An 18738-nucleotide genomic window follows, 5' to 3' on the forward strand; every position below is an offset into this window, starting at 1 on the left:
CCGCGTCCTTCGTCGAACCCACTTCTTCTGAACCCCTTGCGGTGCCAGCGGCCTTGCGTCGCTGGCCGCCGCGCTGACGCCTGACCTGACATGAACCAGCTTTCCCCTCTGACCTTCGCACTTCTGCTCTCCACCTCTCTCACCTGCCTGGCGCAGGGCCCCGACGCCGTTGCGACGCCCGAGCACAGCCTCACCGGCAACCTGAGCCTGGTCAACGACTACCGCTTCCGCGGCCTCAGCCAGACCTGGGCGCTCCCCGCCGTGCAGGGCGGCTTTGACTATGCCCACAAGAGCGGCTGGTACGCCGGCACCTGGGCGTCCAACGTCTCCGGCAACAGCTACAACAACGGCGCGGGCCTGGAGCTGGACCTCTACGGCGGCGTGAAGCTGCCGGTGATGGGCGAGGGCACGCTGGACCTGGGCGCGCTGGCCTACGTCTACCCCGGCGCGCGCCTCAACAGCGCCCCGGGCGTCGCCACGGACAAGCGCTACGACAACCTGGAGCTCTACGCCGGCCTGAGCCTGGGCGCCTTCAGCGGCAAGCTGTCCTACGCCCTCACCGACTACTTCGGCCTGAACGGAGACACCGCCGGCTACGCCTACTTCAGCGCCCTGGACGCGAACGGGTCGTCCAAGGGCACGCTGTACCTGGACCTGAACTACACGCTGGACCTGGGGCAAGGCCTGACCCTCGGCGCCCATGTGGGCCGCACCGAGGTGCGCCACTACGGCGATCTGTCCTACACCGACCTCAAGCTCTCGCTGGCCAAGGAGATGCTGGGGCTGAACTGGACCGCGGCCCTCATCGCCACCGACGCCAAGAAGGCGCTGTACCAGGTGGGCAACGCTGCAGGCCAGGACGCAAGGCGCGTCGGCAAGGCGGGGCTGGTGCTCAGCGTGGGCAAGACCTTCTGACGCCGGGCGCGGGATGAAGGACGCCCCATCGATGCGCCGGACGGCCCTCACAGCCTGACAATGCAGCCATGCTGATCAACTGCGCCGCCTACCGCTCAGGGGTGAAGGTCGAGGACTTCTCGCCCTACGACGAAGCCACGCTGGGCCGGCATCTGTCGGACCCCGACACCTTTGTCTGGATCGCCTTGCGCGATACCACGGCCGAAGAGCTGCAGCCCTTTCAGCGCCTGTTCCATCTGCACGAGCTGGCCGTCGAGGACGCGACGCATGGGCATCAGCGACCCAAGGTCGAGGAGTACGGCGATCTGGTCTTCGCGGTGATGCACCTCGTGGACTGGGTCGATGCGGACCTCAGCATCGGCGAGGTGGCGGTGTTCTGCGGGCCGAACTTCGTGATCTCGGTGCGCAGCGGCAGCCGCCTGCACTTCCTGGGCGTGCGCGAGCGCTGCGAGCGCGAGCCGCACCTGTTGATGCAGGGCCCGAGCTTCGTGCTCTATGCCCTGATGGATGCCGTGGTGGACCGCTACTTCCCCATCGTGGACCAGCTGGAGTCCGAGCTGGAGGAGATCGAGCAGAGCATCTTCACGCCCGGCGCGCAGCTGGACAACATCAAGCGCCTCTACGAGCTCAAGCGCCGGCTGATGCGCCTGCGTCGTGCGGTGGCCCCGATGCTGGAAATGCTGTCCAAGCTGCACGGCGGGCGCGTGCCCCTGCTGTGCAGCCGCACGACCGAGTACTTCCGCGACGTGGCGGACCACCTGGCGCGCATTCACGCCGCCATCGAGTCCGTACGCGACACCCTGGCCACGGCCATCCAGGCCAACCTCTCCATGGTCGCCATCGACGACAGCGCCGTCACCAAACGCCTGGCGGCCTGGGCCGGCATCTTTGCCGTGGCCACGGCCTTCGCGGGCATCTGGGGCATGAACTTCGAGCAGATGCCGGAGCTCAAGTGGGCCTGGGGCTACCCGGCGGCGCTGGGGCTGATCGTCAGCGTCTGCGGCCTGCTGTGGTGGCGCTTCCGGCGCGCAGGGTGGCTCTGATGAGCGAGCAACGCCCCGACCCCGACGCGCTGCTCGCGCAGATCGACCAACAGGACCGTGAGGCCCGGCGTGGCCGGCTGCGCGTCTACTTCGGCTCCTCGGCTGGCGTGGGCAAGACCTACGCCATGCTGGCCGCCGCGCGCAAGCTGCAGGCAGACGGCGTGGACGTGCTGGCGGGCATCGTCGTCACCCATGGCCGGGCCGAAACGCAGGCCCTGCTGGAGGGGCTGCCGCAGCTGCCCCTCAAGGCCGTCGAGTACCGCGGCAGGACGCTGCCGGAGTTCGACCTGGACGCCGCCCTCGCGCGCAAGCCCGCCCTGGTGCTGGTGGACGAGCTGGCCCACTCCAACGTGCCGGGCTCGCGCCACCCCAAGCGCTGGCAGGACGTGGAGGAGCTGCTGGCCAACGGCATCAGCGTCTACTCCACGCTCAACGTCCAGCATCTGGAAAGCCTCAACGACATCGTCGGCGGCATCACCGGCGTGCGCGTGCAGGAGACGCTGCCGGATACCTTCTTCGACGCGGCCCACGAGGTCGTGATGGTGGACACGCCGGCCGACGAGCTGCTGGCGCGGCTCGCCGCCGGCAAGGTCTACATGGGGGCGCAGGCCGAGCGGGCCGCCCAGCACTTCTTCCGCAAGGGCAATCTGATGGCCCTGCGCGAGCTGGCGCTGCGGCGCACGGCGGACCGGGTCGAGGACGATGTGCAGGCCTGGCGCAGCAACCAGCGCGTCAGCGAGGTCTGGAAGACGGAGGCGGCGCTGCTGTGCGCCATTGGCCCGGACCCCTCGGATGATGGCGTCGTGCGCGAGGCGGCCCGCCTGGCGCAGCAGCTCAACGTCAGCTGGCATGCCGTCTATGTGGAGACGCCGCCACTGAGCCGCCTGCCGGACGCGCAGCGCGAGCGCATTCTGCGCACCGTGCGCCTGGCCCACGAGCTGGGGGCCGAGACCTCGGTGCTGAGCGCCCAGTCCATCGCCCAGGCCTTGCAGGACCATGCGCGCCGGCACAACCTGTCCACGCTGGTGCTGGGGCGCGCCCAGCCCCAGCAAGCCTGGCAGCGTGGGCTGGGCCGTCAAACGCTGGCCCGCGCCCTGGAAGCCATGAGCCCGGACCTGGACGTGCTGACGGTTGCGCGACGCACGCCGGCACGCGCTGAACCGCCGGTCGCCTCCGTCGCGCAGGCGGAGCCCGCCCTGCAGCGCTGGCGCCGCTACGGCCTCACCGCCGCCGCCTGCATCGGGGCGGCCGTGCTCTGCTGGCCGCTGCAGTGGGCCTTCGCGCAGACCAATATCGTGATGGTCTTCCTGCTGGCCGTGCTGTGGGTCGGTTGGAAGCAGGGCCGAGGGCCTGCGGTCCTGGCCAGCTTCCTGAGCGTGGGCCTGTTCGACTTCTTCTTCGTCGAGCCCAAGCTGAGCTTCGCGGTCTCGGACGTGCAGTACCTGCTGACCTTCGCCGTGATGCTGGCCGTCGGCCTGCTGACCGGCCAGCTCACGGCCGGCCTGCGCTACCAGGCCCTGGTGGCCTCGGAGCGAGAGCGCCGCGCGCGCCTGCTCTTCGAGCTGACCAGCGACCTGGCCGGCGCCCTGCAGACCGAGCAGGTGCTGGAGGTGGCCGAGCGCACGCTGGCACGCGAGGTGCAGGGTCAGGTCTTGATCTACCCCCTGGACCTCCACGAGCAGCTGCAACCCTCGCCCCGCGAGGCGGCCTTGAGCGAAGCGGACCGGCCCGATGCCGGCACGGCCCGCTGGGCCCTGGACCACCGCCAGGCCGCCGGCCTTTCGACCGACACCCTGCCGGGCAGCCCCTGGCACTACCTGCCGCTGGAAGCCCCCATGCGCCTGCGCGGCGTGATGGCGCTGCGGCCCCGCGCCCTGGGCACCGTGCTGCAGCCCGAGCTGAGCGCCCAGCTGGCCACCTGCGGTCGCATCATCGGCCAGGCCCTGGAGCGCGTGCATTACGTGGAGGTGGCCCAGCAGGCCCTGGTGCAGATCGAGTCCGAGCGCCTGCGCAATTCGCTGCTCTCGGCGCTCTCGCATGACCTGCGCACGCCGCTGGCGGTGCTCTACGGTCTCTCCCAGACCCTGGAGACGCTGCCCGGCCTTCCAGCCCAGGCGCGCGAGCTGAGCCTGACCCTGCAGCAGCAGTCCCGCCGGGTGGGCGCCATGGTCAACAACCTGCTGGACATGGCGCGGCTTGAAAGCGGCAGCCTGCGCCTCAACCGGCAATGGCAGCCGCTGGAAGAGGTCGTCGGCACCTCGCTGCAGATCCTGGGCGACAGCCTCGCCCAGCACCGCCTGCAGATGCGCCTGCCACCCGGTCTGCCCCTGCTGCACCTGGACGCCGCGCTGATGGAGCGCGTGCTCTGCAACCTGCTGGAGAACGCCGTGAAGTACACGCCGCCGGGTTCGCAGATCCTGCTGGGGGCCGTGCCCGAGCCGGACGAGGTCGTGCTGAGCGTGGAGGACGACGGCCCCGGCCTGCCCGCGGGCCGCGAGGAGCCCCTGTTCAACAAGTTCAGCCGCGGCGAGAAGGAGTCCAGCACGCCCGGCGTGGGCCTGGGCCTGGCCATCTGCCGCGCCATCGTCGAGGCCCATGGCGGCCGCATCTGGGCCGAGCGCAGTGCCCTGGGCGGCGCCGCCTTCAAAATAGCCCTGCCCCGTGGCACGCCGCCTTCGCTGGAGGCCATGGAAGCCGACCTGCCTGAGAACCATGAGTGAACCGCATCCCGTTGCCCTGATCGTCGAGGACGAGCCCAGCATCCGCCGCTTCGTGCGCCTGGCCCTGGAGACCGAGGGCTGGGCCGTCCATGAGGCCGAGACCCTGCGCCAGGGGCTGATCGACGCCGGCACGCGGCATCCGGATCTCGTGATCCTGGACCTCGGCCTGCCGGACGGTGATGGCGTGAACTACCTGCGCGACCTGCGCGGCTGGTCCCACGTCACGGTCATCGTGCTTTCGGCGCGCAGCAACGAGGCCGACAAGATCGCGGCCCTCGATGCAGGCGCCGACGACTACCTCAGCAAGCCTTTCGGCATCGGCGAGCTGATGGCGCGGGTGCGGGTCTGCCAGCGCCGACTGGCCACGACCACACGCGCCCAGGACGCCGCGCTGACTGTCTTCCGCTTCGGCGAAGTGGAGGTGGACCTGCTGCACCGCCGCGTGCAGCGCGCCGGCCAGCCCGTGCACCTCACGCCGACCGAGTACCGACTGCTGACGCACCTGGTGGCCAACGCGGGCAAGGTCCTGACGCATGGTCAGCTGCTCAAGGCCGTCTGGGGCCCCAGCCACACCGACAGCAGCCACTACCTGCGCGTCTACATGGGCAACCTGCGGCAGAAGCTGGAGGCGCAGCCGGCGAGCCCGAAGCACCTCCTGACCGAGACGGCAGTGGGGTATCGGCTGATGCCCTGATCGGACCGGGCAGGGGCGGTCGAGGGCGCCTCGTCGCACCCCGGCCCGCGCCAGGCCCAGGCCCGAGTCTCACCACGCTGCCGGCTTGGGCGAGGCCGCGGCCCTGGTGCAGCAGGCGCTGCAGGCCGATCCGGATCATCTGCAGGCGCTGGCCCTGGCGGGCGGCATCGCGCTGGAGAGCGGTCGGCCACAGGAGGCCCGGCGGCTGTGGCAGCGCGTGCTGGACCAGGTGCCCCCCGGCACCGACCTGGCGCGCAACATCCAGGCGAGCATGGACAAGGCCTCGGCGGCACGGCCTTGAAGGGGGGGGAGGCCTTGTGCAGCGGGCACATATCGATGCGCGACACGCGTCGTTCCACCCATCGCAAAGGCGCTCGATCATGACGCTGGTGCTCCTGGACCAGCGAAGTCCGAACTTCATGGGGTAGGAGGCCCATGCCACCGGCTCTGTCGGGCCGGCGTCGATGTGCGCTTCCTTTGAGATGCCGGCCCTGTGCCGGCTTTTTTTTGCCTGGCGCGAACCGGCGCTGCCCGCATATGGGGCAACACATTTGGACGTTGGCACGGGCGCCCATCGCCCGTAAGGTGCGTGCCTTGCCATCCCCACCTTCGGAAAGCCAATGCCATGGAGCGAGTCCTGACCCTGCCACAAAGCCCGTCGGCCCCGCTGTCCATCCGTGCCAAGGCCCTGGTGTTCCATGATCCGGCCTCGCTGCAGCTGCTCGCCCAGGTCGAGCGCGTGGCCTGCAGCGATGCCACGGCGCTGATCATCGGCGAGACCGGCACGGGCAAGGAGCTGGTCGCCCGCCACCTGCACCATTGCAGCGGGCGCCATGGGCCGTTCGTGGCCGTGAACTGCGGGGCCTTCAGCGAGTCCCTCATCGACGCCGAGCTCTTCGGCCATGAGAGCGGGGCCTACACGGGGGCCACCGGCGCCCGGGCAGGCTGGTTCGAGGCGGCCAATGGCGGCACGCTCTTCCTGGACGAGATCGGCGACCTGCCGCTCGCGCTGCAGGTCAAGCTGCTGCGGGTGCTGCAGGAGCGGCAGGTGGTGCGCCTCGGGTCCCGCAAGGCCATCCCGCTGGACGTGCGCCTGGTGGCGGCCACCAACATCGACCTCGCGCGCGCGGTGGAGGCCCAGCACTTCCGCGCGGACCTCTACTACCGCCTGAGCGTGGCCACGCTCGTGCTGCCGGCGCTGCGCCAGCGCCCCGGGGACATCCTGCCGCTGGCGCAGCACTTCATCCACCAGTACTGCCAGCGCCAGGGCCGGCCCGACGTCCCCCTGAGCCCGGCGGCCGCCACCGCGCTGGTGCACTACAGCTGGCCGGGCAACATCCGCGAACTGGAGAATGTCATCCACTACGCGCTGATCGTGGCGCGCGGCGCGCAGGTCGAGCTGGACGATCTGCGCATGAGTCCGCTGGGGCAGGGTGCCGGCGCGGTGGGCAGCGGGTGGATCGCCGCCGATGCGGGCCCGCACGACGCGCGCGCCGGCGGCGCAGACCTGGCGACGGCGTCGACCGCGGCAGATGCCCTGCAGCGCCTGGCCGATGCCTTCCGCGACCTGCTGGACGACGGCCGGCCGGCGCTCTACGAAGCGGTGGAGGCCGCCCTGATCCGCACGGCCTTCGCGCATGCGCAGTCCAACCAGGTCCAGACCGCCCGCGAGCTGGGCGTCACCCGCAACACCGTGAGAACCCTGCTGAAGCGACACGGGCTCATCCCCCAGAATGGCGCGGGCGTCGTCAGCGGCTGGCCGGACACGGGACGGCATGAAGACAGGGCGGCGGGCTGGCGATGAGCGGCGGGCCGCGCGGCCGGTGACGCGCGCCCTGCACCTGCCTCTCTCGAAAGGACTCCCTTGCATCCTCTGTTCTGTGCCTGGCGGCGTGGCCTGCGCCCGGGCGATCGCTTCACGCTCGAGGAAGATTTCACGAGCCTGTCCCGCGAGAAGGAGCCGGACCGGCTGATGACTCCCGCCGGTTTCTCGTGGGAGTCCTACCAGCGGGATCCCGCCCTCGGCTCCGGCGAGGACACCCGGCTTCACCTCAGCCTGATCCCCGAGCCCTACGTCGGGAACCTGATGCAGGCGCGGGTCGTCATCCTGCTGCTGAACCCGGGCCTGACGCCCTCGGACTACCACGCGCAGGGCATTCCGGCGTACCGCGACGCGCTGCTGGAGCAGCTCAAGGGCGAGGGCAATGCCGGGGACTACCCCTTCCTGCACCTCGATCCCGCCTACGCCTGGCAGGATGGCTTCACCTGGTGGAGCGGCAAGCTGCGCGCCGTCATCAAGAAGGCTGCGGTCGACTGGTTCGGCAAGGATGTGATCGCGGCCCGGCGGGCCGTGGCTCGCCAGGTGGCGGCCCTCGAGCTCGTGCCCTACCACTCCGAGTGCTTCGGCCTGAGCGATGACCTGGTGGGCAGGCTGCGGTCGTCCACCCTGGCACGCGACTTCGTCAGACAGGTCCTCGTGCCCAAGGCGGCCGCCGGCGGCTGCGAGATCGTGGTCACGCGACGCGTCAGGGACTGGGGCCTGCTGGCCGAGACCGGGGACCTGCCGGGCGTCATCAACTACAGCAGTCCCGGCCATGCCCGGAGCGCCAGCCTCTCGCCGGGGTCCCGCGGCGGCCAGGCCATCCTGCGGGCGGTGAAGGCGTATGTGGAGACGGGGGACCCGCCCGCAGCGCCAGCGCCCGCGCCGTGGTCGGCGCCCCTGACGCCGCTGACCGCGGCCCTCAGCGACTGACGGCACCCGGCGACATCGCGCCGGAGCCTCACGCGCAGGGGCGGCCGGGCGTCACCCCTTGGCGCGCCGATACCCGCCGGCCGCCATCCCCGTCCAGCCCTTGAACGCCCGCTGGAACGCCGCGGTGTCCGAGAAGCCGAGCTCCGCCGCGAGCTTGCTCAGGGGCACGTCGCTCGTGTGCAGGCGGTAGATGGCGACCTCACGCCGCAGCTGGTCCTTGAGCGCCTGAAAGCTGCTGCCCTCGGCGGCCAGGCGGCGCTGCAGGGTGCTGACGGAGACATGCAGGGCCGCGGCGGTCCGGTCGAGGTCGGGCCACAGGGGCTGGGTGCGCTGCAGGTGCGAGCGCACACGGCCGCTGGTGCCGGCATCGCGGCGCGGCAGGATGACCTGCACGGGGACGTCGGCCATGAAGCGGCGCAGGGCGGCCTCGTCGCGGCACACGGGCAGCTGCAGGCGCTCGCCCTCGAACCACATCGCGCTGTGCGGCATGTCGAAGCGCCAGGGCGCCGGGAAGATGGGGCCGTAGCCGTCGGAGTAGGGCGGGCGGCCGTAGGCGAAGTCGAAGCGCACGACCGGCAGCTGCCCGCCGACGAGCCAGGCAAACAGGCGCCAGTAGACGCGCAGCACCAGCTCGTGCAGATGCGGATTGGCGGCCACCTCGGCGTTGTGGAACTGCAGCCGGACGCCCTTCAGCCCCGCGTCCTGGATGAGCTCGAGGCTCAGGTCGTCGTGCAGCAGCCCGAACACGTGGGCGATGCGGCGGATGGCCTGCGCCAGCGTGGACGCTCCGATGCCGGCGCGGACCTGCAGCGCGAAGGAGCCGCGCTTGGAGGGACGGGACAGCATGCCCAGCACCTCGTCGTCGTGGCGCTCGATCAGCGTGCGCAGCAGCGTGGCGAGCTGGAGCGTGGCGATGCGCGCGCCCGGCTGGTGCAGGGCCTCCGGGGCGATGCCGGCCTCGAGGAGCAGCTCGCTGCCGTCGATGCCCCGCCGCCGCAGGCCCGAGAGCAGGTTCAGCGCGAACTCGATGCCCACGGTCAGCGCCGGGGCTGGCGGGGGGGCAGGGCGGGCATTCACAGCGGCGTACTGTAGCGCCGGGCCCGGCCCCCCTCGCCGCGCGGGGCGAGGTGAAATGACATCGCCGCGCCGCCTTTTGCCATTGGGTCCGGGCGCGCCGCTGTCTAGCATGGCGATGCGGCCGGCCCGTGGGGCGCCGGCCCGCCATCGCCCGAGGAGTCGCGTCCATGAATCGCAAGGTACTTGTCGCCGGGGTCGGCATGATCCCCTTCACCAAGCCCGGTGCCAGCGCACCCTATCCGCAGATGGCGGCCGAGGCCACGCGCCTCGCGTTGCAGGACGCCGGCCTCGACTTTGCGCAGGTGCAGCAGGCCTATGTGGGCTATGTCTATGCCGACAGCACGGCCGGGCAGCGTGCGCTGTACGAGGTCGGGATGAGCGGCATTCCCGTCATCAACGTGAACAACAACTGCTCCACCGGCTCCACGGCGCTGTTCCTGGCCCGCCAGGCGGTGGAGAGCGGAGCGGCCGAGTGCGTGCTCGCGCTGGGCTTCGAGCAGATGAGTCCCGGGGCGCTGGGCGCGGTGTTCAAGGACCGCCCCAGCCCCTTCGACCGCTTCGACCAGACCACGGACGAGCTCGTCGGTCACGCCGAGATCCCGCTGGCGCTGCGCTACTTCGGCGGCGCGGGCCTGGCGCACATGCAGCAGTTCGGCACGCAGCTGAGCACCTTCGCCAAGATCCGCGCCAAGGCGAGCCGGCACGCCGCCAACAACCCGCTGGCGCTCTTCCGGACGGTGGTCAGCGAGGAGGACGTGCTGAACGCCCCCGTGATGTGGCCCGGCGTGATGACCCGCCTGATGGCCTGCCCGCCGACCTGCGGGGCCGCCGCGGCGCTGCTCTGCTCCGAGGCCTTCGCCGCACGGCAGGGCCTCCGCGGCGCGGTGCGGATCCGCGCCCAGGCCATGACCACGGACGGCCCCGAGACCTTCGAGTCCCGGGACATGCGCGAGCTGGTCGGCTTCAGCATGGCCCGCCGCGCCGCCAGCCGGGTCTACGAAGCCGCGGGCATCGGGCCGGCGGACGTGGACGTCGTCGAGCTGCACGACTGCTTCGCGCACAACGAGCTCATCACCTACGAGGCCCTGGGCCTGTGCCCCGTGGGCGGTGCGGAGGCCTTTGTTGTTGATGGCGACAACACCTACGGCGGCCGTGTGGTCACCAACCCGTCCGGCGGGCTGCTCAGCAAGGGCCATCCGCTCGGCGCCACCGGGCTGGCGCAGTGCACGGAGCTCGTCCAGCAGCTGCGGGGCCGGGCGGGGGCGCGGCAGGTCGAGGGGGCGCGGCTGGCGCTGCAGCACAACCTCGGGCTCGGCGGCGCCTGCGTGGTCACGCTGTACGAAGCGCCGGACCGCTCGGCCGCCTGAGTGCGCGCACTCGCCAGACACCCCTGAGCTCACCGGACGCCCGCCATGAACACTTCCTTGCTGCCCCGCCTGCATCGCCACCCCTGGATGGACGAGCAGATCGACGCCTTTCGCGAACAGGTGCGCCGCTACGTGACGGCGGAGATGGCGCCGCAGCTCGAGGGCTGGCGGCGCCAGGGCTTCATCCCGCGCGAGGTCTGGCAGCCCTTCGGGGCGCTCGGCTTCCTGCTGCCCGAGCTCGACGAGGCCTGGGGCGGCGCGGGGGCGAACCTGGCCTACCAGCTGGTCGTGCAGGACGAGCTGGCGCGGGCCGAGATGCCGGCCAACACGGCCGTGCACACCATCGCGGCGCACTACCTCCTCGACTACGGGACCGAGGCCCAGAAGCGGCGCTGGCTGCCGGGGCTGGCGAGCGGCGCGCTGCTGGCGGGCATCGCCATGACCGAGCCGGGCTGCGGCTCCGACCTCAAGGCGATGCGCACGCGGGCCCGCCGGGACGGCGACGACTACGTCCTGGACGGCGCCAAGACCTTCATCACCAACGGCTTCTCCGCGAACCTGCTGGTCGTGGCCGTGCGCACCGGCGAGGCCGGCAGCCGTGGGGTGTCGCTCCTCGTGCTGGAGACGCAGGACCTGCCCGGCTTCAGCGTCGGACGGCGCCTGGAGAAGCTGGGCCAGCATGCGTCCGACACGGCGGAGCTGTCCTTCCAGGGCGTGCGCGTGCCGGCTTCACATCTGCTGGGCGGCGTGGAAGGGCAGGGCTTCCGCCAGCTGATGAGCCAGCTGCCCTACGAGCGCCTGCTGCTCGCGGTGCCCGCCGCCGCTACCATCGAGCGCGCGGTGGAGCTCACCGTCGAGTACACCAGCCAGCGCCAGGCCTTCGGGCAGTCCGTCGCCAGCTTCCAGAACACGCGCTTCAAGCTGGCGGAATGCGCGACCCTGGCCCACGTCGTGCGCAGCTTCGTCAACGACTGCGTGCAGCGCCTGCTCGACGGCACGCTCGACGACGAGGCCGCCTACATGGCCAAGTGGTGGACGACCGAGCAGCAGTGCCGGGTGATGGACGAATGCCTGCAGCTCTTCGGGGGCTATGGCTACATGGCCGAGTACCCGATCGCCCGGATGTATGCCGACGCCCGCGTGCAGAAGATCTACGGCGGCACGAACGAGATCATGAAGGACCTCATCGCGCGCCGCCTGCTGGGCTGAGCGAGGCGGCCGGCGGGGACGGGCCGCGGCGCTCAGCGCTGCCCGTGCGTGAGTGCCCAGTTCAGCCCCAGCGTCCACCAGACCGGGTGCCTGCCATGATCGCCCCGGGCCCGGCTGAGATCCAGCGTGAGGCGCTCGCTGAGCGTGTACCGCAGTCCCAGCCGTTGCTGCGGACCGAGGGCGTCCTGCCAGCGCTCGGCCAGCGCCTGCCATCGCGGCGTGAGCTGCCATTCGAGCGCCAGCCCGTGGCGCGTCAGGGCGGGGTCCTGCGTGGGGAACTCTCGGCCCAGGTTCAGGTGCAGGGCCAGGTCGTCGCGGGGCTGCCAGGTGAGCAGCAGCAGGGCGGTGTGGCCGGCCAGGCGTGGGGTGCCGCTCTGCCAGGTGGTGGTCCAGGTGGCACCGACGCTCAGCCCCGGCTGCAGGTCGCCTGCCGCCTTGAGCTGCAGCCCGAGGCTGCGCACCGCCGCCTCGCCGGGGCTGATGCTGCGGTCGAGGTTGAGGCCCAGCTCGAGGGCGCCGGCACGGCAGGCGCCACCGGCGTGCTGGAGCCGATGGTCGCGCGAATGCTCGCCCCAGGCCTCGAGCGCGCATTGACCGGGGTCGGCGATGCTGGCGTCGTCCACCGCGTGATGGCCGCCCGCCGCAAGCGCCGGCAGCGGCAGTGCGAGGCCCGCGATCCAGGCGATCGTCGCCAGGCGAGCGGCCGGGCGCAGCGGGCAGGGCGGGCGTGAAGGCGGCATGGCGTGGTGGAGAGGGGGCAGCGGCCGGGCCCTTGGCGCTGAGGCGCACGGGCCGGCTGGGCTGGATTCTCCCTGGATGTCGCGGCCTTGGGGCCGTGTCGTCGCCGCGACCCGCTCGGACCGTCCGTGACCGTGACGCCTTGCCGCTCCTGGGCCGCTTCATGCGGCGCGACTGTGGGCCCGGCGCCGCGCCGTCCTTGTGGCCGGCGCCGTCCCGGCCCGTGAGCGGCGTGGCTGCGCCGGCGGCTAGACGGCGAAGTGCCACTCCTGGATCCCTGCATGCGCGGGCCGGTGCTCCCGCGCCGCCCGGGCCCGAGCGGCCTCCACCCAGCGCTTGGCCAGCGGGAAGGGGCCGAAGCCCGACTCGGTGTTGATGTGGCCGACCGCGCCCAGGTTGCTGAAGCTGGCGCCCCAGCGGCTGGCCCAGCGCAGGGCACTGGCGGCGCTCATCCAGGGGTCGTCCTGGCTGGCGATGAGGCTGCTGGGCACGTGCAGGCGGTGGTGCGGCAGCGATTCGGCGAGGCCGAACTTGTCGGGCTCGGCGGGCGCCACGAACAGCGCCTGGCGGATGGGCGAGTCCGGGTGGTCGGCGAGGTGGCGGGCCAGGGCGAGACAGCCGAAGCTGTGCGCCACGGCGATCCATTCGCCGCCGGCCTGCTCGTGGGCCGCGCTCTCGAGCGTGCGCTGGATGCGGTCGGCCCAGCGCGGGAGATCCGGCCGGCTGAAGTCGCGCTGGACCACCCGGCGCGCGTCGCGGTACTGCGCCTGCAGCCAGGTCTGCCAGTGGGCCGGGCCGCTGTCGTGCAGGCCGGGAATGATGAGCAGGCGGGGCGCGCGGTAGGCCATGGCGGGCTCCTCAGAGGGTGGCGATGGAGACTTCGGTCGACTTGACCAGCGCCACCACCTCCTTGCCCACGGTCAGGCCGAGGTCCTTGACCGAGCGGGTGGTGATGACGGAGGTGACGATCTGCCCGCCCACGGTCTGCACGTCGACCTCGGAGACCACGGGGCCTTCGATGATCTCCTTGACGGTGCCGCGGAACTGGTTGCGCACATTGATGGCGGTGATGCTCATGGGAGCTCCTGGGTTCGGGGTTCAGGCGTCGTGGGCGAGGGGCCGCACGGGTGGCGAGAGTGGCTTCAGCTTAGGCCGGCGGCGGGGGCGCCGGAACGAACAAAACTGCATCAGCTCATGAAGTCGCCGGTGCCCGGCGGCCTGCACGGGGGCTCAGGGACGGGGCCCGGTGACCGGACTCAAAGACCGGCGAGCGAGGTCTGCCCCTCCCGCGCCTCCAGCACCGCCTCACGGGTCCAGGGCGGCGCGAAGGTCTCGACGAAGGCGTAGGCGTAGTCGCGCAGGTAGGCGTCGCGGCGGACGGCCAGGCGGGTCATGTTGTCCGCGAAGAGGTGGCGGGCGTCGATGGCCGAGAGGTGGCGGTCGCGCTCGTCGTCATAGGCGATGGCGGCGACGATGCCCACGCCCAGGCCCAGCTCCACATAGGTCTTGATCACGTCGGCGTCCATGGCCGCCAGCACCACGTGCAGCGGCACGCCGGCGGCCTTGAAGGCCTGGTCGATGTGCGAGCGGCCGGTGTAGCCGGTCTCGTAGGTGACGATGGGGTACTCGGCGAGGCGCTCGAGCGTGAGCGTCTCACCCCGGCGCTGCGCCTCGGCCAGCGGGTGGTTCAGGGGCGTGACGACGGTGTGGGTCCAGCGGTAGCAGGGCAGGGCGACGAGGTCCTCGTACTGGGCGAGTGCCTCGGTGGCAATGCCGATGTCGGCCTCGCCGTCCAGCAGCAGCCGGGCGACCTGCTGCGGCGAGCCCTGCTGCAGCGTCAGCTCGACCTCGGGGTGGTTCACGCGGAAGTCCCGCACCACCGGAGGCAGGGCGTAGCGGGCCTGGCTGTGGGTGGCGGCGATGCGCAGCACGCCACGGCCGGCGCGGGCGAAGTCGTCCCCCGCACGGCGCAGGTTGTCGGCCTCCTGCAGCAGACGCTCGACGATGGGCAGCACGTTGCGACCCGGGGCCGTCAGCCCCGTCAGCCGCTTGCCGGCGCGCATGAAGATCTCGATGCCCAGCTCGTCCTCCAGCTCCCGGATCTGGCGGCTGACACCGGGCTGGGAGGTGTGCAGCGCTGCGGCCACCTCGGTGAGATTGAAACCGCGGCGCTGGGCTTCGCGGACGGAACGGAGTTGCTGGAAATTCATGGCGGGCCTTCTTGTTATGCGTTTTTCATTTTTGCGAGGCAGGCCGGTGCTGTCCTCCAAGAAAAAATGCAAAGCATGTGAAACGGGGCGTGAAATCCGTTGTCGCCTGGCTTGCACAGCCGGTGCCGCACCGGCTTCCCAGGGCGGAGGGCTGCTGTTAAGGTGCCACCGGCTGCCCCCCGGAAGCCCCGGGCGGCGGCGGCTTGCTGCCCCCGGGGGCGCAAGCCTGGCGGCCATGGTTCTCGACGGGCCCCGCGAGGCCCCAAGGAGTGCTCACGATGCGTTTGTCGAATCTGCGTGTGGGGGTGCGTCTGGCGGCTGGTTTTGCCGTGCTGCTAGCGCTGGTGCTGGCCATGGGGCTCTATGCCCTGGACCGGGTGAGCCGGGTCCATGACAGCGTGACGGCCCTGGCCGAGGACTGGCTGCCCAGCACCCAGCAGCTGGCCGGCATCAACGAGGCCCTGAACCAGATGCGGCGGGCCGAGCTGCAGATGCTGTTGGGCGGTGATGACAAGTCCATGAAGGACGAATCCGCCCGCATCGCCAAGCAGTGGGAGGTCCTGCCCAAGCTGATGCAGGCCTACGAGAGCACGCTGGGCGAGGACTCGGAGCGCCAGGCTTTCGCGGCCCTGAAGGCCGCGGTACAGCGCTACCAGGCCAGCCAGCCGCAGCTGCTGGGCCTGCTCAAGGACGGGCGCATCGACGACGCACGCGCCTACCTCCGGGGCGATTCCCGCCAGGCCTTCCGCGCGACCACCGATGCCATGGTCAAGCTCACCGAGAGCAACACCAACGGCGGGGCGGCGGCCTCGCAGCGCAGCCACCAGGACTACCGCTCGGTGCGCTGGGGCATCGGCCTGATGATTGTCGTGGCCCTGCTCCTGGGCGCCTTCGTGGCCGTGCTGCTGACCCGTTCCCTGACCGCGCCCCTGGCCCATGCCGCGGCCACCGCGGATCGCATTGCCGATGGCGACCTCAGCCTGCCGGTGAACTCGGACCGCCGCGACGAGCTGGGCGACCTGCTGCGCGCCCTGGCCCGCATGCAGGAGGCCCTCAACGCCTCGGTCAGCAGCGTGCGGCGCGGGGCCGACGCCGTGGCTGTCGCAGCCCAGGAGGTCTCGACCGGCGGGCATGATCTGTCGGCCAGGACCGAGCAGGCCGCGGCCAGCATCGAGCAGACCTCCGCCGCCATGCAGCAGGTGGCGGAGACCGTGCGCCAGAGCGCCGCCTCGGCCCAGCAGGCGCACCAGCTGGCGCAGGCGGCCGCCGAGGTGGCGTCACAAGGGGGCAGCGTGGTGGCCCGGGTCGTGGAGACCATGAACGGCATCCAGACGTCCTCGCGCAAGATCGGCGACATCATCGGCGTGATCGATGGCATTGCCTTCCAGACCAACATCCTGGCGCTGAACGCCGCCGTGGAGGCGGCCCGTGCCGGCGAACAGGGCCGGGGCTTTGCCGTGGTGGCGGCCGAGGTCCGCACCCTGGCCCAGCGCTCGGCCCAGGCCGCGCGCGAGATCAAGGCCCTGATCTCCAGCTCCGTGGAGCAGGTGGACCGCGGTGGCCACCTGGTGGGCGAGGCCGGCAGCACCATGGATCAGGTCGTGCAATCCGTGCAGAACGTGCGCCAGCTGATCGGCGACATCGCCGCCACGGTGCAGGCCCAGACGCAGAGCGTGGGCGAGGTGAACACCGCCATCGTGCAGATGGACAGCATGACCCAGCAGAACGCGGCGCTGGTCGAGGAGTCCGCCGCGGCGGCCGAGTCCCTGAAGGCCCAGGCGGACGGGCTGCTGGCGGCGGTGAGCAAGTTCAGGTTGCGCGCCGCCTGATCGGGCTGCGACGCTAGCGGCCGGCCATCCCCGGCGCACGGATCTCGCGCAGGAACTGCCGGGCCCGCGGATGCTGCGGGTCAGAGAAGAAGGCCTGCGGCGTGGCGCGCTCCAGCACCCGGCCGGCGTCCATGAACCACAGCCGGTCGGCCACCTCGGCCGCGAAGCCCATCTCGTGGGTCACGCAGACCATGGTCATGCCGTCGCGGGCCAGGTCCTGCATGACGGCCAGCACCTCGCCGACCATCTCCGGATCCAGGGCGCTGGTGGGCTCGTCGAAGAGCAGGACGGGCGGCTGCATGGCCAGGGCCCGGGCGATGGCCACGCGCTGCTGCTGGCCGCCCGAGAGCTGGTCCGGCCGTGCGTCCAGCTTGTGCCCCAGGCCCACGCGCTGCAGCAGCTGCGTGGCGCGATCGCGGGCCTCGTCCGCACCCAGCCCCAGCAGGCGCTGGGGCGCGAGCGTGCAGTTCTCCAGCACCTTGAGATGCGGGAAAAGGTTGAACTGCTGGAACACGAAGCCGATGCCGGCGCGCAAGGCGTTGAGGTCCAGCCCCGGGCGGTGCACGTCCTGACCCTTCAACAGGATGCGGCCGGACTGGATGGGCTCCAGCCGGTTGATGGTGCGGATCAGCGTGCTCTTGCCCGAGCCGGAGGGGCCGCAGACCACCAGCACCTCGCCGGCGTGGATCTGCTCGTTGATGTCCACCAGCGCGGGCTGATCGCCGTAGCGCTTGTGCACCTGCTGGAATTCGATGAGGGGCGGGGTCATGGGGCGAGGCGCCTTTCGAGCGCATAGGCCAGGCGCGTCAGGCCGAAGCACAGGAGGAAGTAGGTGCCGCCCAGGGTGAGGTAGATCTCGACGGGCTTGACGAGGACCTGGGCGTTGATCTGGTTGGCGATGTAGGACAGTTCCGAGAGGCCGATGATGGTGCCCAGCGAGGTCTCCTTGATGGTCGAGACGAACTGGCTGACCAGCGAGGGCAGCATGTGGCGCAGGGCCTGGGGCAGCAGCACCCAGCGCAGGGCCTGGCCACGGCTCATGCCCAGCGACTGCGCCGCCTCCAGCTGGCCGGCCGGCAGGGCCAGCAGGCCGGAGCGGACGATCTCGGCCAGGTAGACCGCGTCGAAGAGCACCAGGGCGCAGAGCATGGTGCTGAACTGGTCCGTCTTCTGGCCGGTCACTGCGGGCAGCGCGAAGTAGGCCCAGAACACGACCATCAGCAGGGGCGTGCCGCGCACCACGTAGACCAGGCCCGTGACGGGCCCGCGCAGCCAGCGCCGCGGGCTCAGGCGCGCCACCCCCAGGGCCACGCCCAGGGGCAAGGCCAGCAGCAGGCCCAGGGAGGCCAGGATGAGGGTCAGCGCCAGGCCGCCCAGCGGGCCGTGCGGGTACTGGCCGACGAGGAAGTAGAGCCAGTAGGTGTCGATCAGGTCAGCCATCAGCGCAGGCTCCGGGCGGGCCAGCGGCGCTGGACTTCATGGGCCAGCGCCGTCAGCAGCAGCGAGACCGAGAGATAGGCCACCGTCACCAGCGCGAAGGTCTCGAAGCCGCGGAAGCTGGCGGTCTCCATGCGCTGGGCCTGGTACATCAGCTCGGCCGTGCCGATCACGGTGGCGATGCTGGTGTTCTTCCAGAGGTTGAGCGTCTGCGAGAGCAAGGGGCCGACGGCGATGCGCAGGGCCTGCGGCAGCACCACCAGGCGCAGGGCACTCCGATAGGGCAGGCCCAGCGCGCGGGCCGCCTCGAACTGGGTGGCCGGCACGGCGCGCAGGCCCGAGCGCAGGTCCTCGGCCACATAGGCGGCGGTGTAGACGGTGAGGCCCATCCACGCACTGAGGGTCTCGATCTGGTGTTCGTAGAGCCAGGCCTTCAGGCCCTCGGGCAGCAGCTCGGGCACGCCGAAATACCAGAAGAGCAGGTGAACCAGCAGCGGCACGCTGCGCACGATCTCGACGTAGGCCTGGCCCAGTGCCCGCAAGGCGGACCAGGGTGCCTGGCGCAGCAGGGCGATGAGCAGGCCCAGGGGCAGGGCACTCAGCAGGGTGAGGCCGGTGAGCAGGAGCGACAGCTCGAAGCCGCTGCGCAGCCAGACGAGGTACTCGCCCTGCAGCAGCAGGCTGAAATCAAGGGAAGGCATGGTCGGTCGGACAGGAGACAGGGCGCGGCCTGCCGCGCCGGTGCGC

The 18738-nt window shown here is 71.2% G+C and carries 18 protein-coding genes; 10 read left to right on the top strand and 8 right to left on the bottom strand.

What is annotated here, in order from left to right; all coding sequences use genetic code 11:
* The first annotated feature begins 90 nt into the window (after positions 1–90).
* The 7 genes from QRD43_RS07420 (at position 91) to QRD43_RS07450 (ending at position 8124) form a co-directional block, all read left to right on the top strand.
* Positions 91–915 (top strand): TorF family putative porin, encoded by an 825-nt coding sequence (locus QRD43_RS07420; RefSeq protein ID WP_285981850.1) that lies wholly within the window; start codon positions 91–93, stop codon positions 913–915.
* A gap of 68 nt (positions 916–983) precedes the next feature.
* Positions 984–1958: a magnesium and cobalt transport protein CorA gene (locus QRD43_RS07425; protein ID WP_285981851.1), complete on the top strand. Its 975-nt coding sequence runs from the start codon at positions 984–986 to the stop codon at positions 1956–1958.
* Positions 1958–4678, top strand: a complete 2721-nt coding sequence (locus QRD43_RS07430) for a DUF4118 domain-containing protein (RefSeq protein ID WP_285981852.1) — start codon at positions 1958–1960, stop codon at positions 4676–4678. Before QRD43_RS07425 ends, QRD43_RS07430 begins: the two co-directional genes overlap by 1 nt.
* Complete coding sequence (kdpE, locus tag QRD43_RS07435; RefSeq protein WP_285981853.1) at positions 4671–5372, top strand: two-component system response regulator KdpE; 702 nt, start codon at positions 4671–4673, stop codon at positions 5370–5372. The genes QRD43_RS07430 and kdpE overlap by 8 nt, the downstream gene beginning before the upstream one ends.
* A gap of 85 nt (positions 5373–5457) precedes the next feature.
* On the top strand, positions 5458–5673 hold the full coding sequence (locus tag QRD43_RS07440; RefSeq protein WP_285981854.1) for a tetratricopeptide repeat protein: 216 nt from the start codon (positions 5458–5460) through the stop codon (positions 5671–5673).
* A 324-nt stretch (positions 5674–5997) separates the two neighbouring features.
* Positions 5998–7176, top strand: a complete 1179-nt coding sequence (locus tag QRD43_RS07445) for a sigma-54 interaction domain-containing protein (RefSeq protein WP_285981855.1) — start codon at positions 5998–6000, stop codon at positions 7174–7176.
* A 60-nt stretch (positions 7177–7236) separates the two neighbouring features.
* The gene (locus QRD43_RS07450; RefSeq protein ID WP_285981856.1) at positions 7237–8124 is read left to right on the top strand and encodes a hypothetical protein; all 888 of its coding nucleotides are present in this window, start codon (positions 7237–7239) and stop codon (positions 8122–8124) included.
* A 51-nt stretch (positions 8125–8175) separates the two neighbouring features.
* Here the strand turns inward: QRD43_RS07450 and QRD43_RS07455 are convergent, their stop codons facing one another.
* On the bottom strand, positions 8176–9159 hold the full coding sequence (locus tag QRD43_RS07455) for an AraC family transcriptional regulator (protein WP_285981857.1): 984 nt from the start codon (positions 9157–9159) through the stop codon (positions 8176–8178).
* Positions 9160–9368: 209 nt separating this feature from the next.
* Between QRD43_RS07455 and QRD43_RS07460 the strand changes: the two genes are divergently transcribed.
* A complete protein-coding gene (locus QRD43_RS07460) occupies positions 9369–10568 on the top strand; it encodes a lipid-transfer protein (RefSeq protein WP_285981858.1) in 1200 nt (399 codons plus the stop codon).
* A 45-nt stretch (positions 10569–10613) separates the two neighbouring features.
* Positions 10614–11777 (top strand): acyl-CoA dehydrogenase family protein, encoded by a 1164-nt coding sequence (locus QRD43_RS07465; protein ID WP_434063839.1) that lies wholly within the window; start codon positions 10614–10616, stop codon positions 11775–11777.
* Positions 11778–11809: 32 nt separating this feature from the next.
* On the opposite strand, the gene QRD43_RS07470 is transcribed toward QRD43_RS07465, so the two are convergent.
* The 4 genes from QRD43_RS07470 to QRD43_RS07485 all read right to left on the bottom strand — a co-directional run bounded on the left by QRD43_RS07470 (position 11810) and on the right by QRD43_RS07485 (position 14725).
* On the bottom strand, positions 11810–12517 hold the full coding sequence (locus tag QRD43_RS07470) for a PA4824 family protein (protein WP_285981859.1): 708 nt from the start codon (positions 12515–12517) through the stop codon (positions 11810–11812).
* Between the two features lie 246 nt (positions 12518–12763).
* On the bottom strand, positions 12764–13363 hold the full coding sequence (locus QRD43_RS07475) for an RBBP9/YdeN family alpha/beta hydrolase (RefSeq protein ID WP_285981860.1): 600 nt from the start codon (positions 13361–13363) through the stop codon (positions 12764–12766).
* Positions 13364–13373: 10 nt separating this feature from the next.
* Entirely contained in the window at positions 13374–13592 is a 219-nt protein-coding gene (locus QRD43_RS07480) for a TOBE domain-containing protein (RefSeq protein ID WP_285981861.1), read from the bottom strand.
* A gap of 179 nt (positions 13593–13771) precedes the next feature.
* Positions 13772–14725, bottom strand: a complete 954-nt coding sequence (locus QRD43_RS07485) for a CysB family HTH-type transcriptional regulator (RefSeq protein ID WP_285981862.1) — start codon at positions 14723–14725, stop codon at positions 13772–13774.
* A gap of 278 nt (positions 14726–15003) precedes the next feature.
* Here QRD43_RS07485 and QRD43_RS07490 point away from each other — a divergent pair, with 278 nt between their 5' ends.
* Entirely contained in the window at positions 15004–16554 is a 1551-nt protein-coding gene (locus QRD43_RS07490) for a methyl-accepting chemotaxis protein (protein WP_285981863.1), read from the top strand.
* A gap of 13 nt (positions 16555–16567) precedes the next feature.
* Here the strand turns inward: QRD43_RS07490 and QRD43_RS07495 are convergent, their stop codons facing one another.
* Genes QRD43_RS07495 through QRD43_RS07505 form a run of 3 tightly spaced genes read right to left on the bottom strand, consistent with a single transcriptional unit; the run spans position 16568 to position 18692 of the window.
* Positions 16568–17323 carry an amino acid ABC transporter ATP-binding protein gene (locus QRD43_RS07495; protein ID WP_285981864.1) on the bottom strand — a complete coding sequence of 252 codons (756 nt, stop codon included), beginning with the start codon at positions 17321–17323 and terminating at the stop codon, positions 16568–16570.
* Positions 17320–17994: an amino acid ABC transporter permease gene (locus tag QRD43_RS07500; RefSeq protein WP_285981865.1), complete on the bottom strand. Its 675-nt coding sequence runs from the start codon at positions 17992–17994 to the stop codon at positions 17320–17322. The genes QRD43_RS07495 and QRD43_RS07500 overlap by 4 nt, the downstream gene beginning before the upstream one ends.
* Positions 17994–18692 carry an amino acid ABC transporter permease gene (locus tag QRD43_RS07505; protein WP_285981866.1) on the bottom strand — a complete coding sequence of 233 codons (699 nt, stop codon included), beginning with the start codon at positions 18690–18692 and terminating at the stop codon, positions 17994–17996. The genes QRD43_RS07500 and QRD43_RS07505 overlap by 1 nt, the downstream gene beginning before the upstream one ends.
* Positions 18693–18738: the final 46 nt, after the last annotated feature.

It is taken from the genome of Roseateles subflavus (assembly GCF_030285365.1).
In the GTDB taxonomy this organism is placed as follows: Bacteria; Pseudomonadota; Gammaproteobacteria; order Burkholderiales; family Burkholderiaceae_C; genus Roseateles_B; species Roseateles_B subflavus.